This window comes from Serratia sp. PL17, assembly GCF_017832355.1.
Taxonomy (GTDB): Bacteria; Pseudomonadota; Gammaproteobacteria; order Enterobacterales; family Enterobacteriaceae; genus Serratia.
The window spans coordinates 438,108-455,670 of record NZ_JAFIBY010000005.1 but is presented as its reverse complement, the minus strand read 5'-3'; the positions used below and the strand labels follow the sequence as shown (position 1 = coordinate 455,670).

The 17,563-nt window shown below is 57.1% G+C and carries 18 protein-coding genes; 2 read left to right on the top strand and 16 right to left on the bottom strand.

The annotated features are described in order from the left end of the window. Positions 1-116: hypothetical protein (locus tag JOE25_RS18400; RefSeq protein ID WP_139815935.1), on the bottom strand; the 116-nt coding region annotated here is incomplete at its 3' end. Positions 117-354: 238 nt separating this feature from the next. Between JOE25_RS18400 and JOE25_RS18395 the strand changes: the two genes are divergently transcribed. Further along, positions 355-1,107: a M48 family metallopeptidase gene (locus JOE25_RS18395; RefSeq protein WP_209637612.1), complete on the top strand. Its 753-nt coding sequence runs from the start codon at positions 355-357 to the stop codon at positions 1,105-1,107. A 570-nt stretch (positions 1,108-1,677) separates the two neighbouring features. On the opposite strand, the gene JOE25_RS18390 is transcribed toward JOE25_RS18395, so the two are convergent. The 14 genes from JOE25_RS18390 to JOE25_RS18325 form a co-directional block, all read right to left on the bottom strand. Further along, complete coding sequence (locus tag JOE25_RS18390; protein WP_209637610.1) at positions 1,678-3,318, bottom strand: thiamine pyrophosphate-binding protein; 1,641 nt, start codon at positions 3,316-3,318, stop codon at positions 1,678-1,680. An 83-nt stretch (positions 3,319-3,401) separates the two neighbouring features. Continuing rightward, a complete protein-coding gene (locus JOE25_RS18385; RefSeq protein WP_209637608.1) occupies positions 3,402-4,871 on the bottom strand; it encodes an aldehyde dehydrogenase in 1,470 nt (489 codons plus the stop codon). A 15-nt stretch (positions 4,872-4,886) separates the two neighbouring features. Next, the gene (locus JOE25_RS18380; protein ID WP_209637606.1) at positions 4,887-5,681 is read right to left on the bottom strand and encodes an aspartate dehydrogenase; all 795 of its coding nucleotides are present in this window, start codon (positions 5,679-5,681) and stop codon (positions 4,887-4,889) included. A 17-nt stretch (positions 5,682-5,698) separates the two neighbouring features. Further along, positions 5,699-6,493 carry an SDR family oxidoreductase gene (locus JOE25_RS18375; protein WP_209637603.1) on the bottom strand — a complete coding sequence of 265 codons (795 nt, stop codon included), beginning with the start codon at positions 6,491-6,493 and terminating at the stop codon, positions 5,699-5,701. Further along, positions 6,490-7,308, bottom strand: a complete 819-nt coding sequence (locus JOE25_RS18370) for an alpha/beta hydrolase (RefSeq protein ID WP_209637601.1) — start codon at positions 7,306-7,308, stop codon at positions 6,490-6,492. The genes JOE25_RS18375 and JOE25_RS18370 overlap by 4 nt, the downstream gene beginning before the upstream one ends. After that, positions 7,308-7,832: a cupin domain-containing protein gene (locus JOE25_RS18365; RefSeq protein WP_209637599.1), complete on the bottom strand. Its 525-nt coding sequence runs from the start codon at positions 7,830-7,832 to the stop codon at positions 7,308-7,310. Before JOE25_RS18365 ends, JOE25_RS18370 begins: the two co-directional genes overlap by 1 nt. Before the next feature lie 29 nt (positions 7,833-7,861). Beyond that, positions 7,862-9,124, bottom strand: coding sequence for an MFS transporter (locus tag JOE25_RS18360; protein ID WP_209637597.1), 1,263 nt, complete (start codon positions 9,122-9,124; stop codon positions 7,862-7,864). A gap of 76 nt (positions 9,125-9,200) precedes the next feature. After that, positions 9,201-10,412, bottom strand: coding sequence for an FAD-dependent oxidoreductase (locus tag JOE25_RS18355; protein WP_209637594.1), 1,212 nt, complete (start codon positions 10,410-10,412; stop codon positions 9,201-9,203). Further along, a complete protein-coding gene (locus JOE25_RS18350; protein ID WP_209637651.1) occupies positions 10,409-11,350 on the bottom strand; it encodes a VOC family protein in 942 nt (313 codons plus the stop codon). The genes JOE25_RS18355 and JOE25_RS18350 overlap by 4 nt, the downstream gene beginning before the upstream one ends. Before the next feature lie 166 nt (positions 11,351-11,516). Continuing rightward, on the bottom strand, positions 11,517-12,311 hold the full coding sequence (locus tag JOE25_RS18345; RefSeq protein ID WP_209637592.1) for an IclR family transcriptional regulator: 795 nt from the start codon (positions 12,309-12,311) through the stop codon (positions 11,517-11,519). 215 nt (positions 12,312-12,526) lie between these two features. Next, positions 12,527-13,282 carry an SDR family oxidoreductase gene (locus tag JOE25_RS18340; protein ID WP_209637590.1) on the bottom strand — a complete coding sequence of 252 codons (756 nt, stop codon included), beginning with the start codon at positions 13,280-13,282 and terminating at the stop codon, positions 12,527-12,529. Next, positions 13,279-14,322, bottom strand: a complete 1,044-nt coding sequence (locus JOE25_RS18335; RefSeq protein ID WP_209637588.1) for an aromatic ring-hydroxylating dioxygenase subunit alpha — start codon at positions 14,320-14,322, stop codon at positions 13,279-13,281. The genes JOE25_RS18340 and JOE25_RS18335 overlap by 4 nt, the downstream gene beginning before the upstream one ends. 20 nt (positions 14,323-14,342) lie before the next feature. Then, complete coding sequence (locus JOE25_RS18330; protein ID WP_209637586.1) at positions 14,343-14,651, bottom strand: recombinase-like helix-turn-helix domain-containing protein; 309 nt, start codon at positions 14,649-14,651, stop codon at positions 14,343-14,345. Between the two features lie 2 nt (positions 14,652-14,653). Continuing rightward, the gene (locus JOE25_RS18325; RefSeq protein ID WP_012146671.1) at positions 14,654-14,971 is read right to left on the bottom strand and encodes a non-heme iron oxygenase ferredoxin subunit; all 318 of its coding nucleotides are present in this window, start codon (positions 14,969-14,971) and stop codon (positions 14,654-14,656) included. Between the two features lie 396 nt (positions 14,972-15,367). On the opposite strand from JOE25_RS18325, the gene JOE25_RS18320 reads away from it, so the two are divergent. Continuing rightward, the gene (locus JOE25_RS18320) at positions 15,368-16,615 is read left to right on the top strand and encodes an MFS transporter (protein WP_209637584.1); all 1,248 of its coding nucleotides are present in this window, start codon (positions 15,368-15,370) and stop codon (positions 16,613-16,615) included. Positions 16,616-16,667: 52 nt separating this feature from the next. Here JOE25_RS18320 and rluF read toward each other — a convergent pair whose 3' ends face one another. Further along, positions 16,668-17,531: a 23S rRNA pseudouridine(2604) synthase RluF gene (rluF, locus tag JOE25_RS18315; protein ID WP_209637582.1), complete on the bottom strand. Its 864-nt coding sequence runs from the start codon at positions 17,529-17,531 to the stop codon at positions 16,668-16,670. Positions 17,532-17,563: the final 32 nt, after the last annotated feature.

Below are 17,563 nucleotides of genomic sequence, written 5' to 3'. Positions count from 1 at the left end.
ACTTCGGCGATGTCCGCCATGCCCATAGGTGCACCCGGGTGGCCGGAATTTGCTTTTTGTACGGCGTCCATGCTGAGTGCGCGGATGGCGTTGGCAAGCTCTTTACGAGAGGACATGTTTTACTCCAGGTCGGATTAAAAAATCAGTCAAGTTTTCTATTTTCTCAGACTCAGCATTAAAACGGCAATCCCTAATACCAAATGAGAGCGAGTTCACAACTTATTAGCACGATTGGTCGGTTTTTCGGAATAACACTATTTTCCCAATTGCTATCGTACACTAGTCTCGTGCAGCACGATTTCCCTAAACTAAAAATGACACTCCCCCTTGTTACTATCACAGGAAGATGGCTTTATGAAAATCCGTACCTCTTTGATTGCATTAAGCATTGCCACCTTGGTAAGCGGCTGTCAAAACCTGAATACCGATACGTTGATGCAGTCTGGCGCGCAAGCCTTTCAGGCGGCGACATTGAGCAATGACGACGTCAAAACTCTGAGTGATAAATCCTGCGCAGAGATGGACAGCAAGGCACAAATCGCGCCGGCCGACAGCACTTACACCAAGCGTTTGAACAAAATTGCTGCGGCGCTGGGGGATAATATCAACGGCACACCGGCTAACTACAAGGTTTACGTCACCAAAGACGTGAATGCCTGGGCAATGGCTAACGGCTGTATCCGCGTTTACAGCGGGCTCATGGACATGATGACTGACAATGAAGTGGAAGGCGTGCTGGGCCATGAAATGGGTCACGTGGCGCTCGGCCATACTCGCAAGGCGATGCAGGTAGCTTATGGCACAGTGGCGTTGCGTACCGCCGCAGCCTCAACCGGCGGCATCATAGGTTCGCTGTCGCAGTCACAGTTGGCAGACATGGGTGAAAAACTGGTTAACGCGCAGTTCTCCCAGAAACAGGAAAGCGAAGCGGATGACTATTCTTTCGATCTGATGAAACAGCGTGGTATCGATCCAAACGGGCTGGTCACCAGCTTCGAAAAACTGGCTAAAATGGAAGCCGGTCGTCAAAGCAGTATGTTTGACGATCACCCTGCTTCCGAAGCACGTGCACAGCATATTCGCGATCGCATCGCAGCCGGCAAGTAACATAAAACGCCCGGCTGATGCCACAATGCCAATCGGTTAAGCCTGATTGGCATTTTTTTTATTCGGCCCCTGTAGGCTCAGTGCAGGTCGAGTTGCCATAAAAATCCAGTCTTCTCTGCCGCCACAATGAATGGCAATTGGCGCTTCCCCACCCGCACCTTTGCTTAAGACCCTCTGTCCGCCGCGCGAATACCCTAAGTGCGACATTGCGTGATGAAAGACAGTGAAAATAATGAGATGAGCACGCCGTTGAGCGCCCTGAAGACGTCGAACGCAAGAACAACGCATAGGCGAAACCGCCATGGACGGCGGTTTCAGGCGAGACAGGCAGGGACGCCTGTCGTAGCCGGCCGTGATGCGGCGTGATGAAGTGAGAGCCGTTAGCGCAGCCAACCGTCTGAGTGGGCAAGAGCGCGGGTTGCAAGGGGCCGCGCTTACGGCCCCTTGCTCGGTCGAGGCGCATGAGCCTCATGGTACGTTATTCATTTATCGACCGAAAAAAACGTTGAACTCGCAAAAAAACACCTCGAGTAAGCGGAGTTTAGGCAGAGCCGGGCATTTTTTATATCCTCAATACAAACTCTTTTGCGGCGGCCCGGCGAAGGTCAACGGCCCAATACTGTTCATATCCACTTCCACCACCGACGGCCCCGGATAATTAATCGCTTCTGCCAGCACGCCATTGAACTGCGCCGCATTGTCCACCTTCCATGCCTTCAGCCCCATAGCCTCGGCAACCAGCGTAAACGCCGGGGTATGCAGCTCGTTATAGTATTGGCGACCGGCAAAATATTTATCCTGAATGCCGCGCATCACGCCATAACCGCCGTCGTTCATGATCAGCAGAGTGATATTCGCCTGCTCCTGCGCCATGGTCGCCAGCTCGCCCAGGCCTAACGCCAGCCCGCCGTCGCCCACCAGCCCAACCACCTTACGCTGCGGGTTGGCGATCGCGGTGCCAATCGCCATCGGCAGACCCATGCCAATCGCGCCCGCCAACGAGTGAATGTTGCACAACGGCGAAATAGCGCGGAATAAACGGCTGCCCCAGACGCTACCGGAGACGGTGATATCACGCACCAGCAACCCATCCTGCGGCAGCGCAGCGGCAATGGCGTCGTTTAATTTGGCATATTCCCCCGACTGCTGACGCAACGCGCTTTCCGCCTGCTGCACCGCAGCAATGATCTCGGCATCCCACTCGGCATTGACCTTCTCACCTGGATTCAGTCGGACAGCCAGCGCATTAAGCAAAGCACCGCAGTCGCCGTTGATGTATTCGTCAGCCAGGTAATTGCGGTTGGCCGCTGCCGGATCAATATCAATCTGTACCAATGGGCGCGGCAGCGGCAGCGTCCAGGTGCGGGTTTCATTGCTGCGCAACCGCGAACCGGCCACCAGCGTCAAATCGCACTGCGTCAGGATCGCCTCAATGCTCGGCGAATTATGGAACGCCCGCAGGCTACGGGGATGGCTATCAGGCAAAATGCCGCGCCCGTGCGTACTGGAGATCACGGTAATACCGGCATCCGCCAGTTTACGCACGGCGTCTCCGCAGGCCAGCGCACCGCCGCCCAGCCAGAGTAACGGGCGTTTGGCCTGTTTCAGCCGCTGATACAACCGCTCAACCGCTTCGTCGCTGGCCTGCGGCAGTGGAGCTGGCGCTACAGGCTGGCTCAGCACCGCACTGGAGACCAGGCTGCTCTGAATGTCGATAGGGATCTCGACCGCAACCGGGCCACAAGGTAGGGTCTGCGCATCGAGGATCGCCCGTTGGATCACTGCCACCGCCTGTTCCGGGGAGTTGACCCGATAGGCACGTTTGGAGCAGGCACGTAGGAAACCAAGCTGATCGCGGGTTTCATGAATAAAACCGGCATCGGCATCCAGATACGCTTTTTCCACCTGGCCGGTAATATGCAGCAGCGGCGTGTTGGCGTTCATCGCCTCGATCATCGCACCAACGGCATTGCCTGCACCTGCGCCGGTACTGGTCAAGGCCACACCAAGACCAGAGAAACGTCCATGCGCATCGGCCATGGTGACGGCTCCCGCTTCGCCACGCGCCGGTACAAAGCGAATGTTGCCACGCTGGCCTACTGCGTCAGCGATCGGCAGATTATGAATCGAAATGATGCCGTACATCGCCGACACATCGTACTGTTCCAGAGTCCGGGCTATTGCCTCACCAACCGTTATTTTCTCGCTCATCATCTGCCTTCTTATTGTGTTCGTTGTATACCCTTCGTCTTTCAAGTTGCAGGGGCAAAGGGGGTACGCACCGTCGATCAAACCTAATCGCTCCAGCGATTTACCTGATGGTTAAGCGCCAGGTACAGGCTCTTCTGCTGCATGTAAGCCTTGATGCCGTGCAGGCCCTTTTCGCGGCCCAGACCGCTCTCTTTAAAACCGCCGAACGGCGTAGAAATGGAGAATGTTTTGTAGGTATTGATCCACACCGTGCCGGTTTCCAGTTGCTCCGCCAGCGCCATCGCCCGCGTGAAGTCACGGCTCCAGATACCGGCTGCCAGCCCATACACCGAGTTATTGGCCTGTTCAATGAGCTGTTTCTCGTCGTCAAACGGCAGCACCACCAGAACCGGGCCAAAAATCTCTTCCTGACAGGCGCGGGCGCTGTTGCGCAACCCGTCGATAATCGTCGGCAGGTAATAGCTGCCGCCTGCCAGCAACGGATCTGCCGGGGCTTCGCCGCCAATCACCACCCTGCCGCCCTCCTGTTGCGCCAGCGCCACGTAATCCGCCACGCTTTGGCGATGCTTGTCGTTAATTAGCGGGCCGAGATGCACTCCCGGCGTCAGCGGATTACCCACCCGCAGACCGGCCGCCAGTTCACTCAGGCGTGCCAGCAACGGCTGGTACAAAGAGCGATGCACAAACAGCCGCGACCCGGCGATACAAGCCTGCCCTGCGGAGCTGAAAATGCCGTAACAAATGCCGCGTGCCGCCTGTTCCAGATCGGCGTCCTCCAGCACGATAGTTGGCGACTTGCCGCCCAACTCCAGCGACGTGGGGATCAGCTTGTCGGCGGCGATATGCGCCAGATGGCGGCCGGTATTGGTGCCACCGGTAAACGAAATCTTTTTCACTAACGGGTGACGTGCCAAGGCTTCGCCAATCACCGAACCCTTGCCCGGCAGTACGCTGAGTAACCCGGCCGGCAACCCCGCCTGTTCAAACAGCTCCGCCAGTTTTAATGCCATCAGCGGCGTGGCTTCGGCGGGTTTGAGGATCACCGCGTTGCCCGCAGCCAATGCCGGCGCCACCTTTTGCATTTCACTGGCAATCGGTGAGTTCCACGGGGTGATCGCGGCGATCACCCCCAGCGGTTGATACTGGCTCAACGTCATCACCTCAGCACTGCGTTGAGTCGGCAGTTCTCCCTCCAGCACCTCGCAGGCTGCGGCAAAGTAGCGAGCCGTTGCCGCGGCGCTGGCTACCAAACCACGGGTTTCCGCCAGTGGTTTACCGTTATCGCGTGTCTGTAACTGCGCCAGCTCTTCCTGCTGCGCCATAATCAGGTTACTGACGCGGTACAGAATGCTGGCACGCTGGTGCGGCACCAGCCCGCGCCACTCAGGTGCACGCCAGGCACGTTCCGCTGCGGCCACCGCGTCGTTCACATCGTCAATGCTGGCGGCACACAGCCGCGCATTGACACTGCCGTCAGCCGGAAACACCGAGGTCATCTCATCGCCTCGCCCTTCACACCAGCGCCCAGCCACAAAAATCGTTAACTTTTCCATGCTCACTCCTGCCGTTCAGGCAATAAAACCACCGTCTACCAGACGGCGGCAGGCTTGTACTGCGCTTAACGCAGCCAGGGTTGATGTCTTGGGATTGCTCGCTAACGGGTTGCCACTCAGCTCAATCCGAAATTCACCGAAGTTCCCGCATACCTGCAGTCTGTGGGTGTTGCGCCGGGTCTCAGGATCCACCAGCAACCGTACTCGGGTGGCGTCCATTCCGAGACCGTTCAGCGCAATGGTCGCCGCCACGTTGGCATTGGCCGGGAACAGCTGCGCCGCCTCCCGCGCCGAGCCTTCGAAAAATACCTGCGCTTCGCTCACGGCATCGAGGTCAATCAATTGTTCCGCCATGCTGCCGCGCCAGCTCGCCGGGCTTTTGCAGGCCTGATAGGTCACGCTGTCTAGCCCGCCTTCGCGTGCCGATGCCAATCCGTCCATACCCGCCACCGCGCCGGACAGCACAATCACTTGCCCATGATGCAACCGACAGGCTTGCTGCAACCGCTGCTGCAACGCCGCATCCGCCAGCGCACCGGTAGAGATCACCGCCAATGGCCAACCACGCATGACCACCGCTTCACCAAACTCTGCCACCGCCTGCTGGCTGGCGCACTCCAGCACCAAATCAGGCCGTTCAGCACACCGATCCGGGTGGGTTAACGCCTGCACCGCGCCGCCAAAGTCACTGACAATTGCCGGATGATGAGCCGCACGTGCCACGATCCAGCCAACGCTCACCCCATCCGGTAGACGGGAAAGCACCTCTTTGGCCATCGCGCCGTAACCAATCATCATGATCTTTTTCATCTTTTCAGCCCTTGCGATTAAAGATGGCGGTTAAAGCCGCCGGAGACGTCAAGCGCCGCACCGGTGGTAAAGGACGCCAAAGGTGAAGCCAAGAACAGCAACGCCTGCGCAGGCTCCTGCGGTTTACCGAGACGTTTCATCGGGATACCGCGTCGTTCAGCTATCGCCGCCGTCCACTGTTCCCAGCTTTGATCCTTATCGCTGCGCTCGTCGAAACGGCGGCGCCATTGGCCAGACTCCACCATGCCCAACAGGATCGAGTTAACGCGGATCCCCTTGCTCACCAGCTCTTTTGACAGCGTTAGCGTCATATTGAGCAAGGCAGCACGCGCTGCCGACGTGGCAATCATGTGTTCTTCCGGCTGCAATGCCAGTAGCGAGTTCACGCAGGTGATTGACGCAATATCCGAGCGTTCCAGCGCCGGCAGAAACGCCTGCACCGGGTTGATGACACCGAACAGCTTTAGCTCCGCCTCATGTAGCCAGGCGGAACGCGGTGTTTGGTCAAAGTGCGCGACAAACCCCTGACCCGCGTTGTTGATCAACACATCCACTGCGCCGAAGTGCGCCATCACTTGGGCAGCAAACTGTGTCACCTGCGACTCGTCCAGTACGTCACAACACAGCGCCAGGATCTCCGCGTGCGGAAACTCACTACGCAGACTGGCTTCGGCACCGGCCAATTTGTCCGCGTTGCGGCCGCAGAATGCCACCTTCGCCCCTTCCGCCAGCAACAAACGCAGGGTTTCGAAACCGATGCCCGACGAACCGCCCGTCACGACAGCGACACGTTTCTCAAGCTGAAAATTCATGGTTGGATTGCTCCCGTAAAGTCCTGCAGATAGCGGTTAAATTGCGCTGGCGCATCGAGATAGCTGGCGTGCCCCGCCCCCTCAATCAGACGCAGGGGCGCGTCCTGCTGCTGCGCCAATACTGTCGCCGCTGCCGGTGGCGTGATCCGATCGCCGTCACCGCACCACACCTGTAACGGACCACGGTAATGCGCCAAATAGTGGCTGATGTCGTCATTAGCCAGCATCCAGGCTGCGCTAAGAAAACCGTCAGGATCCAACTGCTGCATGCCGTTGCGGATCCAGGCGATATCTTGCGGATCCGCGTCATCGCGCAGCAGCGCGGCTGCCCGTTGTTCGCCGTAACCTTGCGGCCCCAGGGTTTCGATCATCTGTTTGCGCTGGCCATAAACCTGTTGGCGCTTTTCTTCCGGTGCGCTGGCATAACCTTGAGCCGGATCCGCCAGCACCAGCCCACACAAGCCATCGGGATAACCGGCAGCATAAGCACTGCCGATCAATGCCCCGAGTGAGTGACCCACGATCAACGGTTGCTCCAACTGCAATTGCGCCACCAGCGCCGCCAGCGCAGCGGCATAGGCGGTAGCCCCCGGTTGGCTGACCGTCAGCGGCAAACTGCCACCATAACCCGGCGCATCCCAGGCCAGCAGGCGGTGGCCGTCGGCTAAACCACGATCGTTGAACTGCTTGATCCACGACGCAGAACCGGAGCTAATACCGTGCAGCAATACCACCGGCCGGCCGTGTCCCGCTTCGCGCCAGCTCAGGGTGTAATCCCCGCAGCGTGCCTGCTGACGTTGCGCTAAGCCGTTCATCAGTTGCGTTTCACTTTGGATAATGGGTGATCTGCCGGGTAGGTCGGCGTTTCCGGTTTGGCGGTGCCAAGCATGACGCACATCAACGCTTCTTCTTCGCCGTGGTTGAATAACCCACGGTAGACGCCGGCAGGGACAGAGATCAGATCGCGCTCTTTCAGCTTGGTTTCGTAATACTCGGTACCGTCCTGGATCATCAGCGTGATGCTGCCTTTCAGCATAAAGAACACTTCTTCCACGTCATCATGCAGGTGTAATGGCCCTTCGCATTTAGACGGCAACACCATGGTGGAAAACGTAAAGTTACCCGCTGGAATGGTGTTGGTATCGTTAACCACCCCCGTGGCGCCGGTACCGATATAACGCATCTGGGCACGGCGGTATTTCGGGTCGTAGTCAGCCTGGAACTTCAGCGCATTCCAGTCATATTTGCGGCCTTCAAAACGGGCGATGCGTGATTCCACCCAATTTTCTATCGACTGATCCTGTGGCTTAACGCCGATTTGTTTCTCAACCTGGGACATGTTGGTACTCCTCGTTGATCAATGGGATATCAATATTTCTTCAGCAACGGCAGCAGAATGATGCAGCCGATAAAGGCCATCACCACCAGGAACAGCAGACCGTTATCCATGTTGCCGGTAGCGGCGATCAGCGCCCCCATCAGCACCGGCGCCAGCGCACCGGCAAAATTGCCTAATCCGTTGAAAATACCGCCGGCGGTGGCGCTGACCTTGCTGCTGGTCGCTTTCGCCAGCAGAGCAAAGATGTTCGGCGCGCCTGCGCCCCACATAAAGGTGCTGAAGGCCATGGCGGCAATCACGCTATAGGTGCCCTGCATATGCAGCACCACGGCCAACCCCAGCCCGGCGCCGCACAGCGAGATAAAACAGGCCAAGGCACGGCGATCCAGTTTGTCCGACAGCCAAGCGCCGACCACTTCCCCCAGCAGCATGGCGATGAACGGCAGTGATGACAGGTAACCGGCATGTTCCAGGTGAATGCCTTTGCCCTTGATCAGGTAGCTGGGCAGCCAGCCGTTCATGCCCCACAGGTAGGTCAGAAAGGCGATGTTAAACAGGCAAATCATCCAGAAATGCGGGTTGCGCAGCAGCTCATAGCGATGCTGTTTACGTTCGGCGACGGCCGGTTTTGAAACCGTGACCGCTGCCGGACGTGATACGTTGAGATGGCGCATGCCGAACAGCACCAACAGCATGACCGGCAGCGTCAGGAACGCCATAAAGAAGAAGGTGGCCTGCCAGTCAAAGGTATTGAGGATATACAGCGTGACCGGGAAGCCGAGCGCTGCCCCCAGCGGTGTACCGAGCAGCCACAGCATGGTGGCGCGCGCCTGCAGCCGCTGCGGGAAAGCCTGGCGGATAATGGCGTAAGCCATCGGCAACAGCGGACCTTCGGCGATACCGAGCAAAATGCGCAGCGTCATCATGGTGTGATAAGAACGCGTCAGGCCCATCAACACCATCAATACGCCCCACACCACCATCATGCCGATCAGGACTTTTACCGGGTTCAGCCGATCGCCAATGCCGCTCAACAGCATTGAAGAAATGCCGTAGGAGAACAAAAATGCACTCATCAACAAGCCCAACCGCGCAGGGTCAAAACTGATGCCTAGCGCCTGCTGGAATTCGCTATCGGAAAACAGTGCCGCGATGCTGATCTTGTCGAAAAACGCCAGCAACACACAGGCGAATAGCGCGATGGGTACCGACCAACGCACCCGCTGCTGCGGGTTTTCGGCAACAGCCTCCCCCACCCGTTCAGCGCGGGCGTCAATGTCTTGCGTAGTCATGAAACGCTCCCGATTCCCCCTTCGCGTTTCACGCTACAGCCTTGTTAGCTGAAACATAAAACGCATTGGGGAATGATTATTTCAACGCCATTAAAGAAAACTCTGCGTCCGCCAACTGCTGCGGTTCCAGCACCCGTCCGCTGGCCAACCAGCGTTTACCCAGCTTGATGGTGCGTGCATCGTTAAACGCCACCATCTGCACCAACTGCCGATCGGCATTCAGCGTAAAGAACACCTGCGATTGTGGCGTGCGCCGCACCACGTGATACATGCCACCGGCCGGTACGCCAAGGATCTGGATATTGACGTCATATTGATCCGACCACAGCCAGGCCACGTCATCATAAGGAGAAGCAAAAGCGTCCAGCATTGCGCAGGCGGTGCTGATCGCCTGGTTCTGCGCATAAGCCCAGGACTGCAGGCACAGCCCGAGCGTTGGGTGGCGCGCGACATCCCCGGCGGCGAAAATGGCGGGGTGGCTGGTGCGCCCCTGTCCGTCAACCACAATGCCGGCATCAACCTTTAACCCGGCACCGTACGCCAGCTCCAGGTTCAGCTCCACGCCGATCCCCACGACCACCAGATCAAACGGCTGAGGATCACTGATGTCGCTGCCGATCCAGGCACTGCCGTTACGATCCTCCAGTTGAATGTCGCCGCAGCCGCACTGCACCCTAATCCCCTGCTGCTGGTGCAGTTCGAGCAACGCCTGTGAGACGTCCGCCCCAACGCTACGCATGCACAGGGCCGGTTGACGCTCAAAGACCGTCACATCAGCCCCCATGCGCCGCGCCGATGCGGCGATCTCCAGCCCGATCCACCCACCGCCGACAATCGCCAGCGTGCGGCAATCCTGCAGCGCCTGGCGCAGCTTTGCCGCATCATCCCAGGAACGCAGCGTCATCACGCGCGGATGCTCAGCCCAACGGGCGTCCGGCAAGCGTGGTCGCCCACCGGTAGCAATCAGCAGTTGATCAAAGTGCAGTTGCCTGCCATCGCTGAGGTGGACAATTTGCTGTGGCGCATCAATAGATGCGGCACGCAGCGGGCGACACCAATCGATGTTCAACCCGGCGACCACCTCTTCGCTGAACAGCCGGCTGAGTGGCGCATTACCGTCCAGCAACGCCGCCTTGGAGAGCGGTGGCCGTTCATAAAAGTCATAGGGTTCATCGCTGACCACCGTCAAACGCCCTGCATAGCCACGATCGCGCAACGTTTTTGCTGCCCAGCCGCCAGCCTGACCACCACCGATGATCACGATGCCCGCCGGTTCTGGCTGGCTCATAACGCCTCCGGTTTTTTCTGCTGCCGCCGCGTGTCATGGTCGATTCCGCCTTCCACAGCCCACTCGGTGAACGACACCAGTGAATGTTCCAGCTCACGCGGCTGCCAGTTTTCGGTCAGGTAGTCATCGTTGGTGTAATACTCAAACGCACCGCCCGTCGGGCTGTTGACGTACCAGAAATAGGCTGAGGAGATCGGATGGCGGCCGGGGCCGATAAAGGTACTCCACTTCTCTTTGTTCATGGCGATGCCGCCGCCGATCACCTCGTGGATATCGCGTACGGTAAAGGCCACATGATTCAAGCCGCGTGGTCGATTAGGCAATTTCAGCAAGAACAGATTGTGATGACCGCCGCGTGCCTGAGTGCGCAGGAATACCGCACGATCGATATAACGATCCGATACCTGGAACCCCAACACCTCACGATAAAAGCGCTCAGTCGCCGCAAGATCCTCGACGAAGAACACTACATGACCGATGTTGATTGGCTGCGCCTGGGCGTACACCGGGCTCGGCTGATCAATACGGCGTACATCGCCCCACTGGTTGATCGGTGACACAGGTAAATCAACGTCGCGCTGCTGACTGACGCTAAAGCGCAGCGTCATGCCGTTCGGATCGAGACACTCCAGCTCTTCACCCACCTGGCGAAAGCCCGGCATCTGCGCCAACAGCGGTTGCAACGCCGCCAACTCGGACGGGCTGCTAACCCCCCAGGTCATACGGCGCAGAGTCGAACCACTCTCGAACGCTGCCGGCAGCGCGTCGCTCTGCAACGGATGCAGCACCACGCGGGCACCGCTCAGCGTGGTGAATTCTCGTTGACGTTCGCCCCAGTGCTGTTGCGCTGCCTGCAGACCGAAGTCCTGCATGAATTTCTCGCACGTTGGCAGATCTTCAACGCCAAACTCCAGTTTTTCGATTCCGATTACGCTCATTAATTGTGCCTCACGTTCTCGCTGAATACGGTTTTCAGGCATGATCGAACCCCGGCCCATGATTGCCATGAGCCTCATCCCTGCCTGAGTGATTGATAGGGGACGCTGTTCGTCCCGATAATTCGGGGCAACCTGCAGCGCCCCATTGCAAACTATCGGTTGTCAGTTAACCGGCGTTAGCCTGTGGCTGCGCGCCCAAGAACCCGGAGATTTTCTCTGCAGCATCCCGCACTTCCATCCGCAGCCGCTCGCGATCCGCTTTCGGGATTTCATCAGACGGCACCATGATGCTGATCACCGCCTCAACCCGCTGCTCGCGGTTGAAGATGGGGTAGACGATCGAGGAAATGCCGTGGCGGAAAAACGACTCGCCGATGACATAGCCGCGCGCCTTATCCTGCTGCACCATCTGCCACAGCGTTTCACGATCCGCCGGGGTGCCCGGGCCGCTCCCCGGCAGTTGTTCCTGTGGATACAGAAGCTCGAACTCCTCACGGGTGGCGCTGGTCAGCAGCATTCGGCCAAGCGAGGTTTGGTGTACCGGCAAGCGAGTACCGACGCTGACCTGGTTGATTTGCGACCCCGCGGCACTGACACGCGCAATGTAGATCACGTCACGCCCATCACGGATTGCCAGATGACTGCTGCACTGGCTGCGATCGCGCAGTTGTTCTATTACCGGCTGACCAGCTTGTGCCACATCCAGCGAAGCAATATATTCGAATCCGAGACGTAGTACTTTGATGCCCAAAGAAAAAGTGTTGGTACGTGGGTTACGTTCAAGAAAACCCAGGTGCTCCAACGTTTGCACTACGCGATAGGCGGTCGCTTTTGGCATATCGACCAAGCGATGCAATTGGGCAAACGTCATTTCCTTGTGTTGCTCGCCAAAGGCCAGCAACAGCTGCAACCCACGATCCAGTCCTGGGATCAGATATTTACACCCTTGATCGTCCGCCATGTCCGTTTCCTTATAGAGTCATGCCTTAAATAATTGGAGCTGTATCACAACAAAGCCACGGCTTTGTTGAACGGCGCTTGCGCTGGCCCCAACGGGGCGAGGCTTTGCCGAGTAACGCGACAAGCGAGTAAATCCCGATGAGCTTACATTAAGTAAGTGATTCGGGTGCGCGAACGCAGCCAACACAGATACAGCTTCAAGTATGACAGGCATAATTAGTTAAAGACAAAACCACCGTTAACCGGTAACAGCTGCCCAGTGACGAAATTCGCCAATGGCGACAGCAGGTAGAGCACCGTGCCATTGACGTCGTCAGGATGCTGCGCACCGGCCAATGCTCGTCCCTGTTCGTACAACTGATGTCGCTCGGCAGGCACATATTCCGTGGCCTCTACGCGTGTCAGGCCCGGAGCGATGGCGTTAACGCAAATCCCCTGCGGGCCCAGCTCACGCGCCATTGAACGGGTCATAGAGATAATCGCCCCTTTGCTGGCCACGTAAGCCATTAAGCGCGGCGCGCCCCACAGCGCGGTATCTGAAGCCACGTTAACGATCTTGGCATGAGGAGTTTGCGCCAGCAGCGGCACCGCTGCCTGGCTCACGAGCCAGGTACCGCGCACGTTAACCTGCATAACCCGATCCCACAGATCGATATCGTATTCCATCATGGTTTTACCACCGACTCCGGTAGCCAACGCCGCGTTGTTCACCAACCCGTCTATCGCCCCGCCTTCGGCTATCGCGTTGAACGCAGCGCTGATCGAGGCCGGATCGGCCAGATCAATCGTGTGGCTTTCAACCTGCGCGCCCTGTTCACGCAGACTGGCGGCACTGTCTGACAGTGCATCCGCCAAAATATCGCACATCACCACTGTGGCACCGGCCTCGGCGACCGCAGCAGCGAAACTGCGCCCCAAACCCCGCGCCGCGCCGGTCACGACAATGCGTTTACCTGTCAACAGGCCGTTCACTGTGCCGCCTCCTGTTCACTCAGCCGCGCCAGTTGTTTCTGTGCTTCTTTTTGCATCATACGGCGCAGGCGAGACAGCCCGACGTCATGCTGATACAGATATTCACGGCCACGCGCGTTCGGCGCCATGTTTTCCAGCACGATACGATCCTGCTCCAACACGTCCCAGTGCAGCGATTCCAGGCGGTTGCGGTACATAAAGCGCCACATGTCACGCTGCCAGTCCTTCACCTTACGAATACGCCAGAAGAATACCCGGCAGTGATCTTTATCTTCCGGGACCACCATGCCGATGATCCAGAAATGACCACCCGGCCCAAACCGTTTTTTATACGGGATCGACAAGCGCATCCAGTACGCCCCGCTGCTGCCGAATTCGACCCAGTCAAAGTTCACGCCAATCTGGCCATTCTTCTTAAAGATGAAACCGCTGTCGGTTGGCTCCAGTGCCATGTCCGCCTTGCGATCCCCTTCCGCCATTGAGTGCGAGGATGAATGCAGGTAGGTGCCGTGCATTGGATCCATCACGTTTTCCAACGCGTACTGGTAATTGCAGTCCCAACTGGCCGTACACAAGAAGTTGCTGTAGGACGCTTCGTCTGCCAGTTCCGGCGGGAAGGTCAGTTCGACCGGCTCTTCATCTGCCGTCACGCCAAAATAGAGGAACACCGCGCCGTAAGCTTCTTTAGCCGGATAGGAACGCAGGCATTTCTGTCCCACCAGCGGGCAACGATCAACCGCAGGCACGTCTTTAACCGTTCCGTCTCCACCCACTTCCACACCGTGATACCAACACGCGATGCGATCGCCCAGATTCCACCCCATGGAAAGCCGCGCACCGCGATGCGGGCAGCGATCTTCCAACGCGTGGATCGCGCCTTCTCCATCACGCCACACCACGATCTGCTGTTCCAGACGGGTAATGCCCACCGGGTTATTGCCGATTTCCCAACTGGCCAGCACCGGATACCACATGCCGCGCAGCCCCTGGTCGAGATACTCTTGTAAGGTCTGTGCGGAGGATGTTGCGTTTGCTGTCATTGTCTTCTCCCGAATGCTGCTCAGAAACCGTTAACGTGAAGGAATTCGCGGAACGCCGTCTCATTCCAAGGCTGGCCATTGCGATCGAACAGGCGACGTTGATTCAGCGCACTGACAATCTGTTCCAGCTCTTCCGCGCCCTGCTCGAAGATCTCTTCCAGCGCAGCGACTAAAGCTGTCTCAAAACCGTCCGGCACTCGGGCCCGGTTTTGCCAGATGACGTTCTGGAATTGGCCTGGCTGATGGATCTGGCCATTGCCACCTTCACGCGCGGGGATCACCTGTTGGGTGTCCGGTAGCCAGGGATTGAAATCGGTGATGTGCTGCATGATTACTCCTCCGCAATAAAGGTGATTTGGATTTGATTGTCGATCACCCGGGTGGCATAGGTTTGCAGATCGCGGCCGCCTGGTTCACGCAGGCATTGGCCAGTACGCACGTCGAACAACGCTTCGTGCAACGGGCATTCGACCTTACCGTCATCAACAAACCCCTGGCTGAGCAAGGCATAGGCATGTGGGCAAACGTCTTCCAGTGCGTAGTAATTGCCGTCAATCAGATACACCCCGACTTCTTTCCCTTCCACATTGGCAGAAAAAGGAAAATCTTCTTTCACCTGAGACACTTCACACACTTTCTTCCAGCTCATTGCTTCTGTCCTCTATCTTATTGTTTCATATATGAAACTCAGTTTCTTATTTAATACACTCACTATAAGTCTGGTGAAACTTTCGTCAAGAGAGCAAAGCGGCAATTGTTAATGAAAAGTTGTTTAAACATGACAAATGCGGGAAGGATCACGAAAAAATGCACCGATATGAAAAACCGCTGGAAGCTGTGCGTTACATCACTATTTCATGGGTAAAAACCCATTGATCTTGCTGACACAATGCGAGTAAAAGTTCTCTCACACAGACTAAAACACCCTTTTAAATAACAATAAATTTACATTTAGACAGCCAAAAACCTGCTTTTCAGCCCTGCGAAATCAGCGGGTTAGTTTTTTGCTGCCTGAATGTGTCAATCGCCCGTCAAAGGAGCGCACATGGAGCGCATTTTGCAACAACGTCAACGCTGGTACGGGGTCCTGGCCCTGCTGTTTCTGATCGTCATCGCCTATGCCGATAGGGTCAATATTGCCGTGATGCTGGTCAATCCCGATTTCCTGCAGCACTTCAAACTCGACGGCAACCGCGCGCATCAAGGCATGCTGATGACAGTGTTCTTACTCGGTTACGGGCTTTCCGCCATGTTGCTGACGCCGTTCCTGGAAACCCTGATGGGTTACCGCCGTGCGCTGACGCTAAGCATTGTGCTGTGGGCGCTGCTCACCGCCGCGTCCCCTCTGGCAGGATCGGTATTGCTGCTGTTTGCGGTGCGCGCGCTGCTGGGGATCAGTGAGGGGCCATTGTTCTCGCTGAAAACCATGTATATCGGCGATCACTTTTCCGCCCATGAACGTGGGCAACCCAATGCGATCAGTACATTGGGTGTCTCACTGGGGTTAGTGATCGGTTTTCCGCTAGTGAGTTTCCTGATGGCACACTTCGGCTGGGCCGTCTCTTTCTACCTGCTGGCGCTGATCAATCTGCTGCTGGGGTTAGCGCTGGTGCGGCTGTTTATACACCCGGCATCGCTGGCGTCACGCACTGTAGAGTCTCGCCCGGTCATGACACGTGTCTGGGAGACGTTTGTTTTAGCCTGGCGTACACCGATGCTGGGTTGGATCATGCTGATCGAGATCGCCACCCTCAGCTATCTGTGGGGTTCCAGCTCCTGGTTACCCGCCTACCTGACCGACGAGAAAGGCTTTTCCATCAAACAAATGGGCTGGATGGCCTCGCTGCCGTTTGTCGTCAGTATCGCCTCCAAATACCTTGGCGGCGTGCTGCTCGATCGCATCCGCCCCTACCAGGCACCGTTGATCTTCGCCTTTGGCGGTGCGGCAACGGCGCTGTGCATTTATGGCGTGATGCACAGTGAACAACTCGGCTGGATCGCATTTTTCCTGCTGGCGGCCAATGCCTGCTGGGGCGCTCAGGGAGCCGCGATCCCTACTCTGTTACAGCATTATGCGCAGCCGCAAGCGGTTGGCAGCGCCTATGGGCTGATTAACGGCATTGGCAATATGTTTTCGGCGTTTGTACCGATGATCATGGGTATGGTGATGGTCAGTCAGGGCAAGGTTTCTTCGGGATTTGCCGTGCTGATCCTGTCGCAATTAGTGACACTGCTGGCGGGCGGCGTGCTGTTCAGTCGGATGCTGATGACGCGTGAGGTAAAGCGGGTATAAAACAGTCGGGCTGCACAATACGCCCGACGGATATATTTAAGCTAATGGCGATTCAACGCCCTTTCTTTTTACGGCCCGGCTGTGCGAAGCGCTTACGCGCAGGGGCATTTCCGCTGGGCTTTTCTGCACTTTTCGACCCGCTGTTGCCCGGTTTTTTCACCGCAGGCTTGGCTTTCTTCGTTGGTTTGGCCTCTGAGGAGGAGCCCTCAATGGATTTAAACAACTCGACCAGTTCGTCGTCGGTTAAATCACGCCATTCACCCGGCGGCAACCCGGCCATGCTCACATTCATAATGCGAGTACGTTCCAGCTTGGTCACTTCGTAGCCGAAATGCTCGCACATGCGGCGAATCTGGCGGTTCAGCCCCTGGACCAGCACGATGCGAAACACAAAGGGGGCTTCTTTCTTCACCTTGCACTTTTTGGTCACCGTGCCCAGCATCGGTACACCGGCCCCCAGGCCACGGATGAAATCGTCAGTCACCGGTTTGTTCACCGTGACCAGATATTCTTTCTCGTGGTCGTTGCCCGCGCGCAGGATTTTGTTCACCAAATCGCCGTGGTTGGTGAGGAAAATCAGGCCCTGAGAGTCTTTATCCAACCGCCCGATCGGGAAAATACGGGTACTGTGATTGACGAAATCAACAATATTGTCTTTCTCGCCTTCTTCCGTGGTGCTGACAATACCGACCGGCTTGTTCAACGCAATAAAGATCAAGTTGTCTTCATTGCGCGGTTCAATCAGTTGACCGTTGACCTTGACCACGTCTCCTGGAAACACCTGATCGCCAAGCGTCACGCGCTTGCCATTGATAAAAACATTGCCTTGTTCGATGTAACGATCGGCATCGCGGCGGGAGCAAATACCGCTCTCGCTAATATATTTGTTAAGACGTGTGGATTGTTTCGTCAGCATGGTTCCTCCGTAAGCCCGGATTATAGACCTTC

Bases quoted from the DNA above. Each gene is read 5' to 3' on its own strand.
- JOE25_RS18350 (WP_209637651.1), bottom strand. From the start codon at position 11,350: ATGAGCGTAATCGGAATCGAAAAACTGGAGTTTGGCGTTGAAGATCTG.
- JOE25_RS18390 (WP_209637610.1), bottom strand. From the start codon at position 3,318: ATGAGCGAGAAAATAACGGTTGGTGAGGCAATAGCCCGGACTCTGGAA.
- JOE25_RS18345 (WP_209637592.1), bottom strand. From the start codon at position 12,311: ATGGCGGACGATCAAGGGTGTAAATATCTGATCCCAGGACTGGATCGT.
- JOE25_RS18395 (WP_209637612.1), top strand. From the start codon at position 355: ATGAAAATCCGTACCTCTTTGATTGCATTAAGCATTGCCACCTTGGTA.
- JOE25_RS18375 (WP_209637603.1), bottom strand. From the start codon at position 6,493: ATGAATTTTCAGCTTGAGAAACGTGTCGCTGTCGTGACGGGCGGTTCG.
- JOE25_RS18360 (WP_209637597.1), bottom strand. From the start codon at position 9,124: ATGACTACGCAAGACATTGACGCCCGCGCTGAACGGGTGGGGGAGGCT.
- JOE25_RS18365 (WP_209637599.1), bottom strand. From the start codon at position 7,832: ATGTCCCAGGTTGAGAAACAAATCGGCGTTAAGCCACAGGATCAGTCG.
- JOE25_RS18330 (WP_209637586.1), bottom strand. From the start codon at position 14,651: ATGCAGCACATCACCGATTTCAATCCCTGGCTACCGGACACCCAACAG.
- JOE25_RS18385 (WP_209637608.1), bottom strand. From the start codon at position 4,871: ATGGAAAAGTTAACGATTTTTGTGGCTGGGCGCTGGTGTGAAGGGCGA.
- JOE25_RS18320 (WP_209637584.1), top strand. From the start codon at position 15,368: ATGGAGCGCATTTTGCAACAACGTCAACGCTGGTACGGGGTCCTGGCC.
- JOE25_RS18370 (WP_209637601.1), bottom strand. From the start codon at position 7,308: ATGAACGGCTTAGCGCAACGTCAGCAGGCACGCTGCGGGGATTACACC.
- JOE25_RS18380 (WP_209637606.1), bottom strand. From the start codon at position 5,681: ATGAAAAAGATCATGATGATTGGTTACGGCGCGATGGCCAAAGAGGTG.
- JOE25_RS18355 (WP_209637594.1), bottom strand. From the start codon at position 10,412: ATGAGCCAGCCAGAACCGGCGGGCATCGTGATCATCGGTGGTGGTCAG.
- rluF (WP_209637582.1), bottom strand. From the start codon at position 17,531: ATGCTGACGAAACAATCCACACGTCTTAACAAATATATTAGCGAGAGC.
- JOE25_RS18335 (WP_209637588.1), bottom strand. From the start codon at position 14,322: ATGACAGCAAACGCAACATCCTCCGCACAGACCTTACAAGAGTATCTC.
- JOE25_RS18325 (WP_012146671.1), bottom strand. From the start codon at position 14,971: ATGAGCTGGAAGAAAGTGTGTGAAGTGTCTCAGGTGAAAGAAGATTTT.